General features: G+C 54.2%; 18 protein-coding genes. 13 read left to right on the forward strand and 5 right to left on the reverse strand.

Features of this window, described 5'->3' with window-relative positions; genetic code table 11:
- Position 1: 1 nt before the first annotated feature.
- From CRO33_RS18340 to ascF, 3 genes are all read right to left on the reverse strand, one after another.
- Positions 2-586, reverse strand: coding sequence for a YfiR family protein (locus tag CRO33_RS18340; RefSeq protein WP_097119131.1), 585 nt, complete (start codon positions 584-586; stop codon positions 2-4).
- Positions 587-781: 195 nt separating this feature from the next.
- The gene (locus tag CRO33_RS18345; RefSeq protein ID WP_097119132.1) at positions 782-2,215 is read right to left on the reverse strand and encodes a 6-phospho-beta-glucosidase; all 1,434 of its coding nucleotides are present in this window, start codon (positions 2,213-2,215) and stop codon (positions 782-784) included.
- Between the two features lie 16 nt (positions 2,216-2,231).
- On the reverse strand, positions 2,232-3,671 hold the full coding sequence (gene ascF, locus CRO33_RS18350) for a PTS cellobiose/arbutin/salicin transporter subunit IIBC (RefSeq protein ID WP_097119133.1): 1,440 nt from the start codon (positions 3,669-3,671) through the stop codon (positions 2,232-2,234).
- Positions 3,672-3,925: 254 nt separating this feature from the next.
- On the opposite strand from ascF, the gene CRO33_RS18355 reads away from it, so the two are divergent.
- A complete protein-coding gene (locus CRO33_RS18355) occupies positions 3,926-4,954 on the forward strand; it encodes a LacI family DNA-binding transcriptional regulator (protein ID WP_097119134.1) in 1,029 nt (342 codons plus the stop codon).
- 312 nt (positions 4,955-5,266) lie between these two features.
- Positions 5,267-6,325: an acyltransferase family protein gene (locus tag CRO33_RS18360; protein ID WP_097119135.1), complete on the forward strand. Its 1,059-nt coding sequence runs from the start codon at positions 5,267-5,269 to the stop codon at positions 6,323-6,325.
- A 41-nt stretch (positions 6,326-6,366) separates the two neighbouring features.
- Here the strand turns inward: CRO33_RS18360 and CRO33_RS18365 are convergent, their stop codons facing one another.
- The gene (locus tag CRO33_RS18365) at positions 6,367-6,690 is read right to left on the reverse strand and encodes an AzlD domain-containing protein (RefSeq protein ID WP_034824025.1); all 324 of its coding nucleotides are present in this window, start codon (positions 6,688-6,690) and stop codon (positions 6,367-6,369) included.
- A 1-nt stretch (position 6,691) separates the two neighbouring features.
- The gene (locus CRO33_RS18370) at positions 6,692-7,432 is read right to left on the reverse strand and encodes an AzlC family ABC transporter permease (protein ID WP_097119136.1); all 741 of its coding nucleotides are present in this window, start codon (positions 7,430-7,432) and stop codon (positions 6,692-6,694) included.
- Between the two features lie 104 nt (positions 7,433-7,536).
- Between CRO33_RS18370 and CRO33_RS18375 the strand changes: the two genes are divergently transcribed.
- The 11 genes from CRO33_RS18375 (at position 7,537) to CRO33_RS18425 (ending at position 16,749) form a co-directional block, all read left to right on the forward strand.
- Positions 7,537-8,370 (forward strand): helix-turn-helix transcriptional regulator, encoded by an 834-nt coding sequence (locus tag CRO33_RS18375; RefSeq protein ID WP_034824023.1) that lies wholly within the window; start codon positions 7,537-7,539, stop codon positions 8,368-8,370.
- An 18-nt stretch (positions 8,371-8,388) separates the two neighbouring features.
- Positions 8,389-8,823 (forward strand): DJ-1/PfpI family protein, encoded by a 435-nt coding sequence (locus CRO33_RS18380; RefSeq protein WP_097119137.1) that lies wholly within the window; start codon positions 8,389-8,391, stop codon positions 8,821-8,823.
- Between the two features lie 70 nt (positions 8,824-8,893).
- Positions 8,894-9,949, forward strand: coding sequence for an NAD(P)H-dependent flavin oxidoreductase (locus CRO33_RS18385; RefSeq protein WP_097119138.1), 1,056 nt, complete (start codon positions 8,894-8,896; stop codon positions 9,947-9,949).
- A gap of 145 nt (positions 9,950-10,094) precedes the next feature.
- Positions 10,095-10,529 carry a RidA family protein gene (locus CRO33_RS18390; RefSeq protein WP_045815588.1) on the forward strand — a complete coding sequence of 145 codons (435 nt, stop codon included), beginning with the start codon at positions 10,095-10,097 and terminating at the stop codon, positions 10,527-10,529.
- A gap of 2 nt (positions 10,530-10,531) precedes the next feature.
- Positions 10,532-11,206: a DUF1028 domain-containing protein gene (locus CRO33_RS18395; protein WP_097119139.1), complete on the forward strand. Its 675-nt coding sequence runs from the start codon at positions 10,532-10,534 to the stop codon at positions 11,204-11,206.
- 14 nt (positions 11,207-11,220) lie between these two features.
- Positions 11,221-12,372 carry an acetylornithine deacetylase gene (argE, locus tag CRO33_RS18400; RefSeq protein ID WP_097119140.1) on the forward strand — a complete coding sequence of 384 codons (1,152 nt, stop codon included), beginning with the start codon at positions 11,221-11,223 and terminating at the stop codon, positions 12,370-12,372.
- 230 nt (positions 12,373-12,602) lie between these two features.
- Positions 12,603-13,751: an ABC transporter ATP-binding protein gene (locus tag CRO33_RS18405; RefSeq protein ID WP_097119141.1), complete on the forward strand. Its 1,149-nt coding sequence runs from the start codon at positions 12,603-12,605 to the stop codon at positions 13,749-13,751.
- Between the two features lie 3 nt (positions 13,752-13,754).
- Complete coding sequence (locus tag CRO33_RS18410; RefSeq protein ID WP_097119142.1) at positions 13,755-14,750, forward strand: NAD(P)H-quinone oxidoreductase; 996 nt, start codon at positions 13,755-13,757, stop codon at positions 14,748-14,750.
- Positions 14,747-15,361, forward strand: coding sequence for a glutathione S-transferase (locus CRO33_RS18415; RefSeq protein WP_097119143.1), 615 nt, complete (start codon positions 14,747-14,749; stop codon positions 15,359-15,361). Before CRO33_RS18410 ends, CRO33_RS18415 begins: the two co-directional genes overlap by 4 nt.
- A gap of 12 nt (positions 15,362-15,373) precedes the next feature.
- Positions 15,374-15,823, forward strand: coding sequence for a type II 3-dehydroquinate dehydratase (locus CRO33_RS18420; RefSeq protein WP_045815582.1), 450 nt, complete (start codon positions 15,374-15,376; stop codon positions 15,821-15,823).
- Positions 15,820-16,749 (forward strand): 2-hydroxyacid dehydrogenase, encoded by a 930-nt coding sequence (locus CRO33_RS18425; protein ID WP_097119144.1) that lies wholly within the window; start codon positions 15,820-15,822, stop codon positions 16,747-16,749. Before CRO33_RS18420 ends, CRO33_RS18425 begins: the two co-directional genes overlap by 4 nt.
- Positions 16,750-16,754: the final 5 nt, after the last annotated feature.

Raw genomic sequence — 16,754 nt, forward strand, 5'->3', positions numbered from 1 at the left:
CTTATTGGCTTCCTTTGCGCGACAGCAATAACACATCCGGACTCACGCGAACGCCACTGCGAGCCAGTGAATCAAGGTTTACGGCAAACATCGGATGATCGGCATTAAAAATAAGACAGAAAGCGGCTCCGATGGCGCAATCAGTATTATTTTCAGCCAGAGAGAGAACGGCGTGGCCTTTCTCCAGGCTGAGCAATTCGGTCTGTTGCTGCGGCGACTGATCGCCGAAATAGAGGGCATCACAGCGATTGCTGGCTAACTCGGTTTCACTGTTGAGATAGACCACGCTAAAGGGCAGCGCTGTCGCGGTGGCACTGGCAGGAAAATTGACGTGGCGCGCAGAATTGAACACACACAACTGTGGGGCGTCGTGCAACGCTGGCCAGCGGGTGAAGCTAATGATGCCGCTGACAATACGGTTGGCTTTGTCATCTTTCGTCGCGGGGTTTTGCGCCGCAGCGGCAGGCAGGGATAGCGGCAATATCAACAGTGCCAGCGAACCGATGCAGATCAGCGCGGCTTTAAGCTGAGCCAAAAGCAGAAATAAAACTTCACGAGGGTGAAGACGAGGTTCAAAACGTAACATGACGCTATTCCGCTGGATTCAACCCGCAAATAGTACCATCGGCATTTATAAAAGAGTACAGGTGTTCAATAGCGTAAAACGCGGACTATTTACTCTGGCAGGATAATCAGATCCAATCATTAATAGAGAAATTGATGCAGTATTTATATAAACATGCCGGGCGAACTAACATCGCCCGGCAGTGAATCGCAAAGATTATTCACTTAAATCGCGGCCATTGCTGGCAATCACTTTTTTATACCACCAGAAAGATTTTTTGCGGGTGCGCGCCAGTGAGCCATTACCCTGGTCATCACGATCGACGTAAACAAAGCCATAGCGTTTGCTCATTTCACCCGTTGAGGCTGCGACCAGATCAATGCATCCCCAGGTGGTGTAGCCCATCACCGGGATGCCATCGGCTATCGCCTCGCCCATTGCCTGAATGTGCTGCTTCAGGTAGCTGATACGGTAATCGTCATGAATCTCGCCGTTGGCATCGATTTCATCGCGCGCCCCCAGGCCGTTTTCCACCAAAAATAGCGGCTTTTGATAGCGGTCGTACATCATGTTCATGGTGATGCGCAGGCCTAAGGGATCGATGCCCCAGCCCCATGCGCTCCGGGGAATGTGCGGGTTGGTCAGCGATTTCACCACGTTCGCCGCACTGCTGTTTTTCTCGTTCATATCGGCTGAGGCACAGCGCGACGCGTAGTAGCTGAAGGAGACAAAATCCACGGTATGACGCAGGAGTTCTGCATCACCGTCCTGCCACTCAATCTCAATGCCTTTCTCGCGGAACACGCGTGCTGCGTAGGAAGGATAGGCACCGCGCGCCTGCACATCGATAAAGAACAGGTTCTCGCGATCTTTTTCCATCGCCGCCCAGACATCTTCAGGGTTACATGACCACGGATAGAAATTGCCGCCCGCCAGCATGCAGCCGACCTGATTTTCGGGGTCAATCTCGTGTGCAATTTTCGTCACCAGCGCACTGGCGACCAGTTCATGATGCGCCGCCTGGTATTTAACCTGCTCTCGATTATCCTCTGGTCCGAAGACCAGGCCAGCGCCAGAGAACGGGCTGTGCAGCAGAATGTTGATCTCGTTAAACGTCAGCCAATATTTCACCAGCCCGTTGAAAGCGTCAAAGCAGGTGCGGGCATAGCGGGCGAAGAATTCAATCATCTTGCGGTTGCGCCATGAACCGTACTCGGTAACCAAATGCATCGGTACGTCAAAATGGCATAACGTCACCAGCGGCGTGATGCCATATTTTTGGCACTCTTCGAACAGGCTGCGATAGAAAGCGATACCTTCAGGATTTGGCGTTAACTCATCACCTTTCGGGTAGATGCGGCTCCAGGCGATGGACGTGCGAAACACCGTGAAGCCCATTTCCGCCATCAACGCGATGTCATCTTTATAGCGACGATAAAAATCGATGGCATCGTGGCTCGGATAGTATTCATCATCACGCAAGGTGAAGCGCGGTTCCAGCCCGAGTTTGACCGGCATACGGTGTTCGCCATGCGGGATCATATCCACCGTGGTTAAGCCTTTACCGCCCGCCAGATAGCTCCCCTCCGACTGATTAGCGGCTAACGCGCCGCCCCATAAAAATCCCTCTGGAAATGTCACTTCAGACATAAAAAACCTCAGTTAATCAATTCACATTGACGGCTTTAGCAGGATCCACAACCGGTTTAGGCTGCGCTGTTTCACTCACCGGAATATCTTCAAAGCCAAGAATCAGGGTCAGAACAAATGAAAGCACCACCGACAACACCATCACGCCACCCACCCACACAATGCTCATCGGGTTGGCCGGATCAAAAAACTGTACGCTGGTAAACAAGCCGGGTGAGGCCATGGAGTGGCTGGCGAGCCCGCCGATGCCGGCTACCGCGCCACAGATAAATCCGCTGATCAGGCTGGCGATCAGTGGTCGTTTGAGTCGCACCGCAACACCATACAGCGCGGGTTCCGAGATCCCAGCCACGATCGCTGAAGCCGCTGCGGCAAAAGCGGTCTGACGCAATTCCGGATTCTTGGTTTTGAAGGCTACGGCCAGCGATGACCCGCCGAGTGACAGATTGGCGCCGATTTCAGAGGGCATCACCATGCCTTCTTTGCCCGTTTCCGCGATGGTCTGAATGATGGTCGGGGTGAAGACGCGGTGCATGCCGGTCATCACCAGCAGCGGCCATAACGCGCCCATAATCGCTACGGATAACCAGCCGAGATAGCCATGAATGGTGTAAACCAGCGCTGAAATACCGCTACCAATCCAGATGCCTAGCGGGCCAATCAGCACAATGGCAATCGGTGCGGCGATCAGCACAATCAGCATCGGTTTGAGGAAGTTTTTGGTGACCGCAGGGGTAAAGCGATCCACCCAGTATTCGATGTGCGACAGGATCCAGGTCATCACCAGCGCCGGGATGACGGTGTAGGTGTATTTCACCGCCGTCACCGGGATATAGGCGAACTCCACGACCTGGCCTTGTGCCGCTTTGGCCATCAAATCAATAAAGTTGGGATGCACCAGCACGCCGGCAATCGCAATCGCCAATGACATATTGGTTTTGAACTTCAGTGCCGCCGAGGCCGCCACCATTACCGGCAGGAAGAAAAAGGCACCGTCACCGATGACATTTAGGATCACCAGCGTAGACGAACCTTTCTCCAGTACACCGCCCATCTCCAGCACCATTGCTAGCAGCTTGACCATCGATCCCCCGATGATCGCCGGGATCAGTGGCGACATGGTGCCCACCAGCGCATCAAGAATGCCCGCGCCAATCCTGCGCAGAGTGATTTTGCGTTTCACTGGGGCGCTGTTATCGCTATTCGGTGTACCGAGTTTAAGCACTTCCTGATACGCGAGATTGACGTTATTGCCAATGATCACCTGGCATTGCGTATCGGTATGCACCACGCCCATCACGCCCGGAATCGCTTTCAGCGTGGCGTTATCGATCAGGGTAGTATCGCGTAGCACGAAACGCAGGCGCGTCATGCAGTGCGTGACGGCTTCAATATTGGTTAAGCCGCCGAGCGAAGCCACGATGGCGCGTGAAACGTCAGCATAATTTTTAGCCATGGATTGTAGGTCTCTGATTTTTTCGAGTAGGGGTACGTTTGCCCGCATATCTATTGCGAGTCATGAGAAACCGGTTTCACAAAATCATGAATATGAAATCATTACCAGGCAAGGAGTTTAAAATTTGATGTTTAAAAGTGTGATAGTGATCGATAACGAGGTGAGGAGCGGGCAAACATTACGGTGAAAAAATTCTCCGCATAATTCGCGACTTAGGTAAACTTCAGCGATACGAGCGTAAATCAGAGTGAAAAATGGCAACCATAGTTGAGGTGGCAAAGGTCGCAGGCGTATCGAAAGCCACGGTGTCACGTGTGCTGTCCGGCAACGGTTATGTCAGCGAAGAGAAGCGGGAATTGGTATTTAAGGCCATCGCGGCAACCGGCTTTCGCCCCAATTTACTGGCGCGAAATCTGGCAACCAAGTCGAGCCAGACCATTGGTTTGGTGATCACCAATACCCTCTATTCCGGCAGCTATTTTACTGAGCTCATGCAGCATTCCGCCCGACTGATGGAGCAGCAGGGGCGACAACTGCTATTGGTGGATGGCAAACACAGTGCGGAAGAGGAGCGTGCTGCGATTCAATTTTTGCTCGATTTGCGCTGTGACGGCGTCATCATCTATCCGCGCTTTCTCACCATTGAAGAAATGGACGCTATCATCGATCAGCACTCGCATCCGATTCTGGTGATCAACCGTCGTCTGCGGCAACACGACAGCTACTGTATTTACGCCGATCAACAACGCACCAGCGCCGACGCCGTTGAAGCGTTAATCAAACTGGGGCATCGTGACATTGCCTTTATTACCGGCTCGCTCGATTCGCCCACCGGCCGTGAGCGCCTGGCGGGCTACCAATCGGCGCTGGCAAAACACCAGATTCCGGTTCAGCAAGCGTTGATTATTGAAGGGAAGTGGCAGGCGCAAAACGGCGTAGCGGCGGTAGAAACGTTGTTAAAACAGGGCATTCCGTTTAGCGCACTGGTGGCCAGTAATGATGATATGGCGGTAGGAGCGTTAAAAACGTTGGCATCGCACAACATTACGGTTCCTGCTCAGGTCTCCGTGCTGGGATTTGATGATATTCCGCTGGCCCCCTTCACCGTTCCATCGCTCTCTAGCGTGAAAATGCCGGTGACGGAGATGATTCAGGAAACACTTGCAAGGCTGATATCGATGCTCGACGGGGGCGAAATGCGCAATCGCCAGCGCTTCTCGGGTGAAGTGATGATGCGAGAATCCGTCGGGCCTGGGCCTTATGCCAGTGAAAACGTTGCTTGAATGACCCAAGTTGGTGTCGCAATCATTAACGCCACTACTTGAAATCCTTTATCAAGCCTCAATGCCTTTGCTAATCATTGGTATATTAACCATCCAAAATCAGAGGCGTTAAAAAGGGGGCGGTTGTATTTAGTGCATTCAATCGCATTCTATTTTGAATTGGAAAGTCCAAATTAAAGTGAGGTTTAATTGTATATTCTATTAGTTAAATGCATTCGGTGTATAATTTAATCAGAATAAGTCTTATTGTGAGTAAATAATTGTCAGTGCTAAGTTGAATTTACACATCCGGACATCTTTCCTGAGGGAATTATGCACGCACGCATCAAGCATCTTGACGGAATGCGCGGTCTTGCCATCTTAATGGTGATTGGTTACCACGCGTATGCACGTTGGCCAGAACTCTTGCCCTATGTAAACCTCACACAACATATTCCAGTTTTTTCATTTGGCTGGCTTGGCGTAGAGTTATTCTTCATGATTTCCGGCTTTGTCATATTTATGACGCTGGATAAGTCTGATAGCTATATCAGCTTCCTGAAAAAACGCTGGCTGCGACTGTTTCCGGCAATGCTGATTGCCAGTTTGTTACTCTATGCTGTGGGTGGGTTTTTCCCGGAATGGACAGCTATGACACCCTATGTCAGGAATCTGCTACCTGGGCTGATCTTCACTAATCCTGAAACGTTGACACAAATAACCGGTATTGAATTTAAATCGATGGCGGGTTCATTTTGGTCGCTGTACGTTGAAGCGGTATTCTATCTGATTATTGGTGCCATCTATTTTACACTGGGACGGAAATATTGCTTGCCGGGCTTGCTGGTGCCCATGTTACTGCTGTCCGCCTCCTCGGTATTAAAATCTTTAGGTCATCCCATTTTCATTGATGTTATTGCTAAGTTTGGTTTTATTCACTACGCGTGGTTTATGATCGGATGCCTGGTGTATGAAAGAATGCATGGCCGTGACAAAGTGCTTCATTATGCGATTGTGGCTTTTGCCATGCTGATTAATTTCAGCTATTACGTCAAGAATGCCGGGGTGCTGACGGTGATCCCGCTGCTGATAGTGATGTTGTTCTTCATTGCCAGTTTTTATTCTAAACAGCTTGAGCGTCTGTTATCACTTCGATTCTTCACCGCGATAGGTTTTGCCAGTTACGCGTTTTATCTGATACACGAAAACCTCATGATTGCCATGCTGATAAAACTCAACGTGCACATTAAAAGTGAGATGATCATATTGCTCATGCCAATAGTGGTCGCCACCGGGCTGTATTATCTGGCCTGGTTTATCACCAAATATCTTGAACCGGCGTTGAGAAATATGTTGAAGGGCAAGCGGACACCGGCACCAGAGGTGGGGTAATAAAATGGGTGCGGTGTTAATCCCGCACCCGATGCTACACGTTACAAACCAAACCCATAACGCAGCGCAGTATACGCCACCATGCCAGCCAGCACGGTGGCAAACAAACCGCGCGTCACGATGCCGGTGATCGCCGCAATCAGCGCTGCCAGTAACGATAAACTCAAACCTGAAGCGGTTAACGCCGGCTTTTCGATCAACTCGGCCGTGACAATGGCCGCCATAATGCCCGCCGGGATAAAGCTCAGCCACTGTTGCGCCAGCGGGGCGAGTCGGAAGCGGGAAAGCAGCAGAATCGGGCCAACGCGCATCACCGCTGTGATCAGCGCGGCAACCACAATGGTCATCAGGACATTACGCTCCATGTTATTTCCCCTCCTTGTATTTCATGCGTAACAGCAGCGTGGCCAGACTGGCGGCCATTGAGGCGGCGATGATCACCACTACGCTGAGATCCAGATGTCCCGCAGAAAAATAGGTCACCAGCACCGCAACCACAATCGCCAGCGTCTCCAGCCATTTGCGGCGGCTGGCAAACCACGTCATTAGAATCAGCCCGATAAACATCGATACCAGACTAAAACTCAATCCGGCCATCAGCGATTCAGGGACGGCAGATGCGGCATAAGCGCCAATCACACAGGCAATAATCCAGTTCAGCCAGGCGGGCAGGTTAAGACCAAACATCCAGGCAAAGGCGATTTTGCCGTGCTGGCTGCCGTGCTGTACCGCGACGCCGAAGGTCTCATCGGTGAGCAGCAGGCCGCTGACGACTTTCTGCCAGCCACTTTGGCCACGGAAGAACACGCTAATCGCTGAACTCATCAGCAAGTAGCGCAGATTAACCAGCATCACACTCAGCACCACCGAGGTCATTTCCGCGCCTGCTGCCCATAGCGAATAAAATAAGAACTGCGCCGAACCGGTGTAGAGCAGCGTCGCCAGCAGCGCGGTTTGCAATACGGAGAAACCGGCCAGCGTGCCAATGGCACCCGCAGCAAAACCGATGCTCAGGTAACCGGGCACGGTAGGTAAACAGGCGATAAAACCCGCGCGAAAACTCAGTGGATCGCTGTGTTTCGGCAGGGTGTGACTATTCAACGACATGACAATTTTCCAAAACCTTCTCAACAGATGCACCAATTTTAAGCCACGATGCGCAAGGCTATAGTAAAATCCTGCTCCCGGAGTACATCAGCGAAGGATTTGTGATGCAGGAAAAACGTGATGACATCAAATTGTGGCGTGACCGTGGTATGCACGGCGGTATGGAAATCCTGCGTGCACGCTGCTACGAGCACAGTTATCCGCCACACTTCCACGACGAATTCGTGATCGCGGCGTTTGCCCGAGGGGCACAACGTACCCGTATTTGCCGTCAACAGGGGATTGCCGCCGCTGGCACGGTGATGGTGATTCTGCCGGGAGAAGTGCACACCGGTGAAGCGGTCCAGCGTGAGGAAGGCTGGGATTACTGCGCGTTTTATCCTTCCGCCACACTGGTTAATGAGATCGCGGAGTCACAAATCGGCGGCAAAGGTGAACTCAATTTTGGTGCGGAAGGGATGCGGTATGATCCGTTGCTGGCGCAGCAGATGTTGCAGGCTTCCGCCGTAATGCAAGAAAGTCCGGACGCAGTGGAAAAAGAGTGTGCGCTGTTTCAGGTACTGAGCGCGTTAATCCGCCAACACGGCGAACGCACGTTAAAAGGCGGTGAGCGGCATGCGTTACGCGCCGATATTCGGCAGGCGATCGATTTTCTGCACAGCGATTACCATCAGCCGCTGGCGGTCAGTGAAATCGCCGCCGTCGCCGGGCTAAGCGAATACCATTTTATGCGCACCTTCCAGAAGCTGACTGGCTTGTCGGTACATCAATACCTCACGCAGATTCGCCTGATGCGGGCAAAACGACTGCTGTCACAAGGCTTCGATGCCGCGCACACCGCCAGTGAAGTGGGCTTCTTCGACCAGAGCCACTTCATCAAGAAATTCCGCGCCCATTTTGGCATTACGCCGGGTGCATTTGCGGCGGCATCGCAATGATGGAACGAGGATCTTGCCATGACTTCCCGTAACAAACCCAATGAACAGGCAACGCCGCTGTCGGTCGGTTTCGTCCTGCTGAACCGCTTTACGCTGCTACCGTTTGCGGCTTTTGTGGATTGCCTGCGTCTCGCCGCCGATGAAGGCGATCGCAGCCGTCAGCTGCGCTGTAGCTGGACGTTCATGTCCAGCTCTGGCAGTGAAGCGACTTCAAGCTGTGGCGCGGTGATCTCTCCCTGTGAAGCCCTCAAGAATCCGGAAAATTTTGACTACATCGTGGTAATTGGCGGGGTCCAGGATGACAAGGACAAAACCGATCATCGCGCGCTGGATGATATTCGCCTTGCCGCGCAGTTTGGCACGCCATTGGTCGGTTTATGTACCGGTGTTTTTGCATTGATTCAGGCTGGCGTGATGAAATGCCAATCATCAGCCAAAAAGTTGAAGTGGTGAGTCATGCCGATTCTCTGCCACAGAAGGGGAGTTTAGGTTTGCCCAACTGCAAAATCAAAGGAATAGAAACATGACGAACGCCCTGTGTCAGGCGCTTCAGCTGCAATACCCGCTTATTCAGGCACCGATGGCGGGCGTCTCCACCCCTGAAATGGCCGCCGCCGTCACCAATGCCGGTGCGCTAGGTTCTATCGGTGTGGGGGCCTCCACTCCGGAACAGGCAGCTGTGATGATCGCGCAAACGCAGGCGCTCACCCGAGGCCCCATCAACGTCAACCTCTTTTGCCATGCGCCAGCGGTACGCGACGTTGAACGCGAGCAGGCGTGGATTAATCGCTTTTCGCCGTTGTTTGCGCGTTATGAAGCCGAGTTACCTTCGACTCTCTCGGAGATCTATCAAACCTTCCTGAATAATGACGCGATGCTCAACGTGATTGAGCAGGCGGCGCCGGCAGCAGTGAGCTTTCATTTTGGCATCCCTTCTGCGGCAGTGATTCAACGACTCAAGGAGCGTGGGATCGTGTTGCTGGCCACCGCGACCAGTGTGGCAGAAGCATTGACCATCGCGCGCAGCGGCATTGATTTCATCGTGGCGCAGGGGATTGAAGCAGGCGGGCATCGCGGGCATTTTGATCCTCAGGCTTTCGACCATCAAATGTCGACCTTCACCCTGGTGCAGGCGATCCGTCAGCAAACTGCGCATCCGGTGATTGCCGCGGGTGGCATCATGGAGGGTTCAGGTATCGCTGCCATGTTGCAACTGGGCGCAACCGGTGTGCAGTTGGGTACCGCCTTTGTGTTATGCCCGGAATCGGCGGCAAACGCGGCTTATCGCGCGGCAATGAAACAGGCCAGTGCAACCGGCACCGAACTTACCGCTGCGATTTCTGGACGTCAGGCGCGCTGTTTACGCAATGATTTCTGCGATTTTAGTCGTGACTTCGCCACCAGTGATGTACCGGATTATCCGTTGACCTATTCGCTGGGCAAAGCGCTGGCCGCAGCGGCTGCGGCGAAACAGCACCACGGCTTTGGCGCGCAGTGGGCTGGGCAGGCTGCAGCACTGGCGCGGGAAATGCCTGCGGGTGAGCTGGTGTCATTGTTGATGAATAAGTGGCAAAGCTAACGAAAACTATCTGCCATTCATGGCAGATAGCCATTGATTCACTGGATTAGGATTTTCAAAACCAACACCTCGGTTAATGCTGTTTTGTCTGCTGCGCGTCGCGCGGTATACCTTGCGGGACATCCATTCATCTCCGCAGGCAGACATGAGCACACATACACGCATCCGCAAATTCAACACCAAAGAAACGTACCCTAACCAAAACCTCGACAACGATCTTTGCCAGGCTGTGCGTGCCGGGAATACCGTTTACGTACGCGGTCAGATTGGCACTGACTTCGAGGGCAATCTGATTGGGCTTGGCGATCCGGCTGCACAGGCCGATCAGGCGATGAAAAACGTCAAGCAGCTGCTGGAAGAGGCGGGCAGCGACCTGTCACACATCGTCAAAACCACCACCTATATTATTGACCCGCGTTATCGTGAGCCGGTTTATCAGGTCGTGGGTAAATGGCTGAAGGGTGTGTATCCGATCTCAACCGGACTGGTGATTTCAGGGCTGGGTCAGCCGCAGTGGCTGATGGAAATTGATGTAATCGCGGTTATCCCGGACGACTGGCAGCCACAAGCAGGAGCCTGATCATGACGTTATCAATTGTAGGACGCTGTGCCGAGACCGGTCAGATGGGTATCGCCATTAGCTCATCCAGTATTGCCGTCGGCGCGCGCTGCCCTTGGTTACGCACCCAGGTGGGCGCCGTTTCCACACAGAACATCACCTTACCGGCGCTGGGCCCGCGCATTCTTGACCAGTTGCAGCAGGGAAAATCTGCTCAGGCCGCCTTAGCCGCCGGGCTGGCGTCTGACGAATATCATCAATATCGCCAGGTCACCGTGCTGGCGGCTGATGGGCAAAGTGCCTGCTTCAGCGGAGAAAAAACCTTGGGAGTGAACCATGCGTTGAGTGGTGTGGATTGCGTGGCGGCAGGAAATTTACTCGCCAATCCCGAGGTAATCGTCGCGATGGTAAACGCCTTTGAGCGGAGCGAGGGGCACCTCGCCGATCGCCTGATCTGTGCCATGCAGGCAGGTATGAAGGCGGGAGGTGAGGCCGGGCCAGTACATTCGGCTGCGCTGTCGATAATAGCTGAACCAGCCTGGCCTATTGTTGATCTGCGCGTTGACTGGACCGAGGCCGATCCCATTGAGGAGCTCAACACCCTGTGGCAGGCCTATCAGCCTCAGATGCAGGATTACGTGATCCGCGCATTGGATCCCACCAAAGCCCCCAGCTATGGCGTACCCGGCGACGAGTGATGCAAGGAGCTTCTATGGTGACCAGCCGTACGTTACTGGCTCAGTTGGTGGCCTTTGATACCACCAGCCGTGAGTCCAATCTGGCGCTGATCGATTTTGTCTGGCGCTATCTGACCGATCTGGGTGTGAACTGCGAACTGATTCATAACGCTGAGCGCAGCAAAGCCAATCTGTATGCGAGGCTCGGTCCCGCAGGCAAGGGCGGCGTGATGCTCTCAGGGCACAGCGATGTGGTGCCTGTAGATGGGCAAGCGTGGAGCGTTCCGCCTTTTGCGCTGACCGAGCATGACGGCAAACTCTACGGGCGCGGCACCGCGGATATGAAGGGATTTATCGCCTGTATGCTGTCGGCCGTACCGCATTTTCTGGCACAACCTCTCACTCAGCCGCTGCATCTGGCGATCTCTTATGACGAAGAAGTGGGTTGCCTCGGCGTCAGAACCTTGCTGGATGCGTTAGCGCAGCGCCCGGAAAAGCCGGACATTTGCCTCATCGGCGAACCCACCGAGCTGCAACCGGTTTTAGGCCACAAAGGCAAACTGGGCATGCGATGTGAAGTGCAGGGCGCGGCGTGCCACTCTGCTTATGCGCCACAAGGCGTGAATGCTATCGAGTACGCAGCGAAATTGATTCATCGACTAACCGAGATGGGTGAGCGACTGGCTGCTGCGGAAAATCAGGATGCGCGTTTTGATCCGCCTTATACCACCGTGCAAACCGGCGTGATTCAGGGCGGGCGGGCGCTGAATATTGTGCCTGCAGAATGTAGTTTTGATTTTGAAGTTCGCACCTTACCCAAAGATGATGCGCAACAGGTAGCCGACGAACTGGAGCGTTACGCACAGCGCGACCTGTTGCCCCGGATGCAGGCCGTCAATCGCGACACGTCGATTCGTTTCACATCTATCAGTGGCTATCCCGGTTTATATACTGACGCGGAGAGTCCCGCAGCGCGTTTGATTGCGCACCTAACCGGTACCGACAGCTTTAGCACGGTGGCCTTTGGCACCGAGGGCGGCTTGTTCCATCAGGCTGGTATCCCATGTGTGATCTGCGGTCCTGGCAGTATGGCGCAAGGGCACAAACCCGATGAGTTTATCAGCCTGGAACAGCTGACCGCCTGCGATGCCATGTTGCGGCGGTTAGCGGAGTGGATGTGTCTATAAAGTGACACTGTCACTCATTGCGCAGGCTTATTGAGCCGCACCCTTCAGTTATCTCGTTCTTGTTTTCATCAATCACACACCAGGCTGAAGGGCGCGGTTATCAGGCCGCGCCCAGCCAATTTGCCTGCTTTAACTTTTCCAAACACCAGCTTCAGGAAGCACTAACCGCATGATGCACGCATTCACCGTATGCTGGTGGTAAGCAAAGATAGCCCGTTTCTGGAGAGTCCATGGTCAGTGCAGAAGTCACCCCGTTCCCGCAGCCCGACGTGCTGCATCCTGTAGCCAATAAAGCCAACGTTGCCGTGCAACTGGATGGCGTACTTAAACGCTTTGGCGATGCCATAGCGCTACACAAAATTTCGTTAACCATCGAAGAGGGTGAGTTTATTACGCTGCTCGGCCCATCAGGCTGTGGCAAAACCACACTGCTAAACCTGATGGCAGGCTTTGCCGAAGCAGATGGCGGCGAGATCTTTATTGATGGCGATCTGGTCACCGAGATCCCTCCTTACCAGCGTGAAATCGGTATCGTCTTCCAGAACTACGCACTGTTCCCGCATATGACCGTGGAGAAGAATGTTGGTTATGGTTTGCGTATGCGCGGTGTACCCAAGGCGGAAATCGCTGAGCGTGTAGAACAGGCATTAGCGCTGGTTAAACTGGCGGGCTACGGTCAGCGTAAGCCGCGTGAACTTTCTGGTGGGCAGCAGCAGCGTGTTGCCCTGGCGCGCGCTCTGGTGATTCGCCCGAAAGTGCTGCTGCTGGATGAGCCGTTTTCCGCACTCGATAAAAATCTGCGTTTATCGATGCAGGTCGAGTTAAAAGCTATTCAGCGCAAACTCGGCGTCACCACGGTATTTGTCACCCACGATCAGGGCGAAGCGCTGAGCATGAGTGACCGGGTAGTGGTGATGTCTGCTGGACACGTTCGCCAGATTGGTACCCCGGATGACATCTATCGCCGTCCGCAGGATCCTTTTGTCGCGGGATTTGTCGGCGATGTGAATATCTTGCCAGGCCACTACGCTGGCCGCGACAGCACCGCCGTTATAGAGCTAGGTGGCAATAAACTGCGTCTTCCGTCAGAGCGAGTAAATGCCCATGTGGGCGAACGTCTTGATGTCTACATGCGCCCAGAAAACCTGCAACTGGCACCGTTGAGCCCCCACTCCCTGTTCAGTGCCACGGTGATTACCCATGTTTTCCAGGGTGATCATGTGGATGTACATCTTGATGCGCCAGCACTGGGCAGCGCGGCATTATTTGCGCGCCAATCGGGACTCGAATCCCTGACGCGCTGGCCGGTAGGCAGTGTGGTGGGCGTGAGCGTTGATGATGAAGGTGTTTGTGCGTTTAGCGCGGCGAAGCAAGGATAATCGATGTTACCTGAAATGATGAACGCCGTAATAGCACGCCAGCCCGGCAGTCCTGAAGTACTGGCATCAGTCAGCCGTCCTGTGCCGCAACCGGCGGCTGGAGAAGTGTTGATTCGCGTCAGCTGTGCCGGCGTTAATCGCCCGGATATTATGCAGCGTAACGGTATGCCGCTACCGCCAGGCACCACCGATATTCTCGGGCTGGAAGTCTCAGGCACCGTGGTCGCACTCGGCGCGGGTGTCGAATACCCGAGAATCGGGAGCGCCGTGATGGCGTTACTCAACGGTGGCGGATACGCCGACTATTGTGTCGCGCGTGCCGAACTCTGCCTGATCGTCCCGCATACCTTGCCGCTGGATCATGCCGCTGGCGTGCCGGAAGCCGCATTTACCGTCTGGCATAACCTGTTTGAGCTGGGCCGTCTGCAACCGGGTGAAACCGTATTGATCCATGGTGCTGCCAGCGGCGTCGGGACCTTTGCGATTCAATGCGCTCAGGCGTGCGGAGCAAAGGTATTCGCCACCGCGGGCGGTGCCGATAAAATCGCCGCGCTGCAGCAACTCGGTGTTTGTCGAGCCATTGACCGACATCACGAAGACTTTGTTTTCGTTATTGAGGATGAAACCCAGGGCCGCGGTGTGGATGTGGTGCTGGATAATGTAGGCGGCGATTACGTGGTGCGTAACCTCAGCGCTCTGGCACCAGGCGGACGCCACGTGAGTTTGTCGTTTATGCAGGGGGCGAAAGTTGAGCTCGACTTACAGCTGGTGATGCGCAAAGGGTTAAGCCTGACGTCATCCACGTTGCGTCCCAAAAGCGCCGTAGAGAAAGCACGGCTGGCGCAAAACATCAGCAAACACCTGTTGCCACTGATGGCGAGCGGAAAAATTTCCCCGATCATTCATACGACATTACCGCTGGCACAGGCCGCCGACGCCCATCGCATTCTTGAAGCCAACGCCAACATCGGCAAAGTGCTGTTAAAGGTGGCGCCATGATGCAGCTCTTTTACGCCAGCACCTCGGCGTATGTGCGTAAAGTCATGGTCTGTGCACAGGTGTTGGGGTTAGCCGACGCGATCGTGTGGCTGGATTCGGCGGCACATCCTGTCGAACGGGATGAACGGATCGCGGCATTTAATCCTCTGGCGAAAGTGCCCGCATTGCGAACCCATCATGGACTTTGTCTGTATGACAGCCGCGTCATTTGTGAATATCTGAACACGCTGTCACAAGGCACGCTGTTCCCCGCAACCGGGGATGCACGCTGGCAAAGCCTGACACGACAGGCATTAGGCGATGGCTTAATCGATGCCGCTTTATTGGCCCGCTACGAATTTAGCGCGCGTCCGGAAGAGAAACAGTGGCAAAACTGGGCCGACGCGCAGTTAAAAAAAGTCACCGCCGCTCTGGCAGAAATCGAACGACAGGTTTCGCAATTCAGCCCGCAGCCTGATGATATTGGTTTGATTGCAATTGGCTGTGCACTGGGCTATCTCGATTTTCGTTTCGCAACGCTTAACTGGCGTGATAGCTATCCGCTGACTGCCGCATGGTTCGCCCGTTTTGATGCTCATCCGGCAATGGCCGCAACGCGTCCGCACGTTTAATCAGGAGTTTTCATGTCACAGCAAATCTATTTTCTGAATGGACCCAATGCCAATTTGTACGGCCTGGATAAAAACGGCACCTACGGAAGCGAGAGTTTTGTCAGCATCGGCGAACGTTGCCAGCGCCGCGCAGCATCACATGGCGTGGTATTGCACTTTCGTCAAAGTAACCATGAGGGCGTCCTGGTCGACTGGATTCAGGAAGCGCGACAAAACGCCGCCGGGCTGATTATCAATGCCGCCGGTTTGACCTACAGCTCAGTGCCAATTCTTGATGCATTGCTGATGTTTGATGGCCCGATCATCGAAGCGCACATGAGCAATATCTGGAAGCGTGAGCCGTTCCGCCATCACTCCATGGTATCCAAAGCGGCAACCGGTGTGATAGCTGGACTCGGCGTGTTGGGCTACGAACTGGCCATTGATGCGGTGGTCACCCTCATCAAGGCGGATGTGGCATGACAACCCTGGTGTTTTACAGCGAGTTTGACAGTTACTCCGAGTGGTCAGCACTGCTGGCACCACATCTGCCCGGTGTCACAATTTGCCGAGCAGAGGAGGTTCTGGACGCCAATGACGTGCACTTCGCGCTGGCGTGGAAACCGCCGCACGGTTTTTTTGCCCCGTACCGCAATCTTAAGCTGTTGGTGAATCTCGGTGCGGGTGTTGATTCGCTGGTAGGACGCGATGACCTGCCGGATATCCCGATTATCCGCCTGTCCGATCCTGATATGGCCAGGATGATGGCTGGCTATGTGCTGTTCGCGGTGCTGCGCTATGCGCGCGACATCCCTGCATTTGAACGGGCGCAACGCGAGCGGCGCTGGCACTATCTTCATCCTCGGGTGCCATCAAGCGTACGGGTTGGCGTGATGGGTTTGGGAGAGTTGGGGGCTTTTGCCGCGCAGGAATTAGCACGGCAGGGGTTTGCTGTGCGTGGCTGGTCACGCTCACAAAAAAACATTGCCGGTATTGAATGCAGCAGCGGGCTGGCATCGCTGGATGATTTCCTCAGTCAGAGCGACATTTTGGTCGTGATGTTGCCATTAACGCCGAGTACCACCGGTTTGCTCAGCCAACAACGGCTGGCGCAACTGCCAAAGGGGGCGGCCTTTATCAATGTGTCACGCGGCGCGATTGTAGATCAGGCTGCGCTGACCTGCGCGCTACAATTGGGAGATATTGCCGAAGCTACGCTGGATGTGTTTGACCGCGAACCGTTGCCGCCGGAAGATCCGCTGTGGCGTATGGAGAATGTGTTAATCACCCCCCATCTGGCCTCGGTCGCCATTCCCGCCAGCGCAGCGTTACAGGTTGCTGAAAATATTCAGCGCGCCGCGCGCGGGGAAGCGGTATCCAATCAGGTGTTCCCGGAACGCGGATACTAAGCGGG

This window comes from Pantoea sp. GL120224-02, from assembly GCF_900215395.1.
Classification (GTDB): domain Bacteria; phylum Pseudomonadota; class Gammaproteobacteria; order Enterobacterales; family Enterobacteriaceae; genus Pantoea; species Pantoea communis.

What these genes read in the sequence shown, in the direction of transcription:
- CRO33_RS18370 (WP_097119136.1), bottom strand. Translation starts at nt 7,432, where the DNA reads ATGTCGTTGAATAGTCACACCCTGCCGAAACACAGCGATCCACTGAGT.
- CRO33_RS18395 (WP_097119139.1), top strand. Translation starts at nt 10,532, where the DNA reads ATGACGTTATCAATTGTAGGACGCTGTGCCGAGACCGGTCAGATGGGT.
- CRO33_RS18355 (WP_097119134.1), top strand. Translation starts at nt 3,926, where the DNA reads ATGGCAACCATAGTTGAGGTGGCAAAGGTCGCAGGCGTATCGAAAGCC.
- CRO33_RS18340 (WP_097119131.1), bottom strand. Translation starts at nt 586, where the DNA reads ATGTTACGTTTTGAACCTCGTCTTCACCCTCGTGAAGTTTTATTTCTG.
- CRO33_RS18385 (WP_097119138.1), top strand. Translation starts at nt 8,894, where the DNA reads ATGACGAACGCCCTGTGTCAGGCGCTTCAGCTGCAATACCCGCTTATT.
- CRO33_RS18365 (WP_034824025.1), bottom strand. Translation starts at nt 6,690, where the DNA reads ATGGAGCGTAATGTCCTGATGACCATTGTGGTTGCCGCGCTGATCACA.
- CRO33_RS18415 (WP_097119143.1), top strand. Translation starts at nt 14,747, where the DNA reads ATGATGCAGCTCTTTTACGCCAGCACCTCGGCGTATGTGCGTAAAGTC.
- CRO33_RS18360 (WP_097119135.1), top strand. Translation starts at nt 5,267, where the DNA reads ATGCACGCACGCATCAAGCATCTTGACGGAATGCGCGGTCTTGCCATC.
- CRO33_RS18380 (WP_097119137.1), top strand. Translation starts at nt 8,389, where the DNA reads ATGACTTCCCGTAACAAACCCAATGAACAGGCAACGCCGCTGTCGGTC.
- CRO33_RS18425 (WP_097119144.1), top strand. Translation starts at nt 15,820, where the DNA reads ATGACAACCCTGGTGTTTTACAGCGAGTTTGACAGTTACTCCGAGTGG.
- CRO33_RS18390 (WP_045815588.1), top strand. Translation starts at nt 10,095, where the DNA reads ATGAGCACACATACACGCATCCGCAAATTCAACACCAAAGAAACGTAC.
- argE (WP_097119140.1), top strand. Translation starts at nt 11,221, where the DNA reads ATGGTGACCAGCCGTACGTTACTGGCTCAGTTGGTGGCCTTTGATACC.
- CRO33_RS18420 (WP_045815582.1), top strand. Translation starts at nt 15,374, where the DNA reads ATGTCACAGCAAATCTATTTTCTGAATGGACCCAATGCCAATTTGTAC.
- CRO33_RS18410 (WP_097119142.1), top strand. Translation starts at nt 13,755, where the DNA reads ATGTTACCTGAAATGATGAACGCCGTAATAGCACGCCAGCCCGGCAGT.
- CRO33_RS18345 (WP_097119132.1), bottom strand. Translation starts at nt 2,215, where the DNA reads ATGTCTGAAGTGACATTTCCAGAGGGATTTTTATGGGGCGGCGCGTTA.
- CRO33_RS18375 (WP_034824023.1), top strand. Translation starts at nt 7,537, where the DNA reads ATGCAGGAAAAACGTGATGACATCAAATTGTGGCGTGACCGTGGTATG.
- CRO33_RS18405 (WP_097119141.1), top strand. Translation starts at nt 12,603, where the DNA reads ATGGTCAGTGCAGAAGTCACCCCGTTCCCGCAGCCCGACGTGCTGCAT.
- ascF (WP_097119133.1), bottom strand. Translation starts at nt 3,671, where the DNA reads ATGGCTAAAAATTATGCTGACGTTTCACGCGCCATCGTGGCTTCGCTC.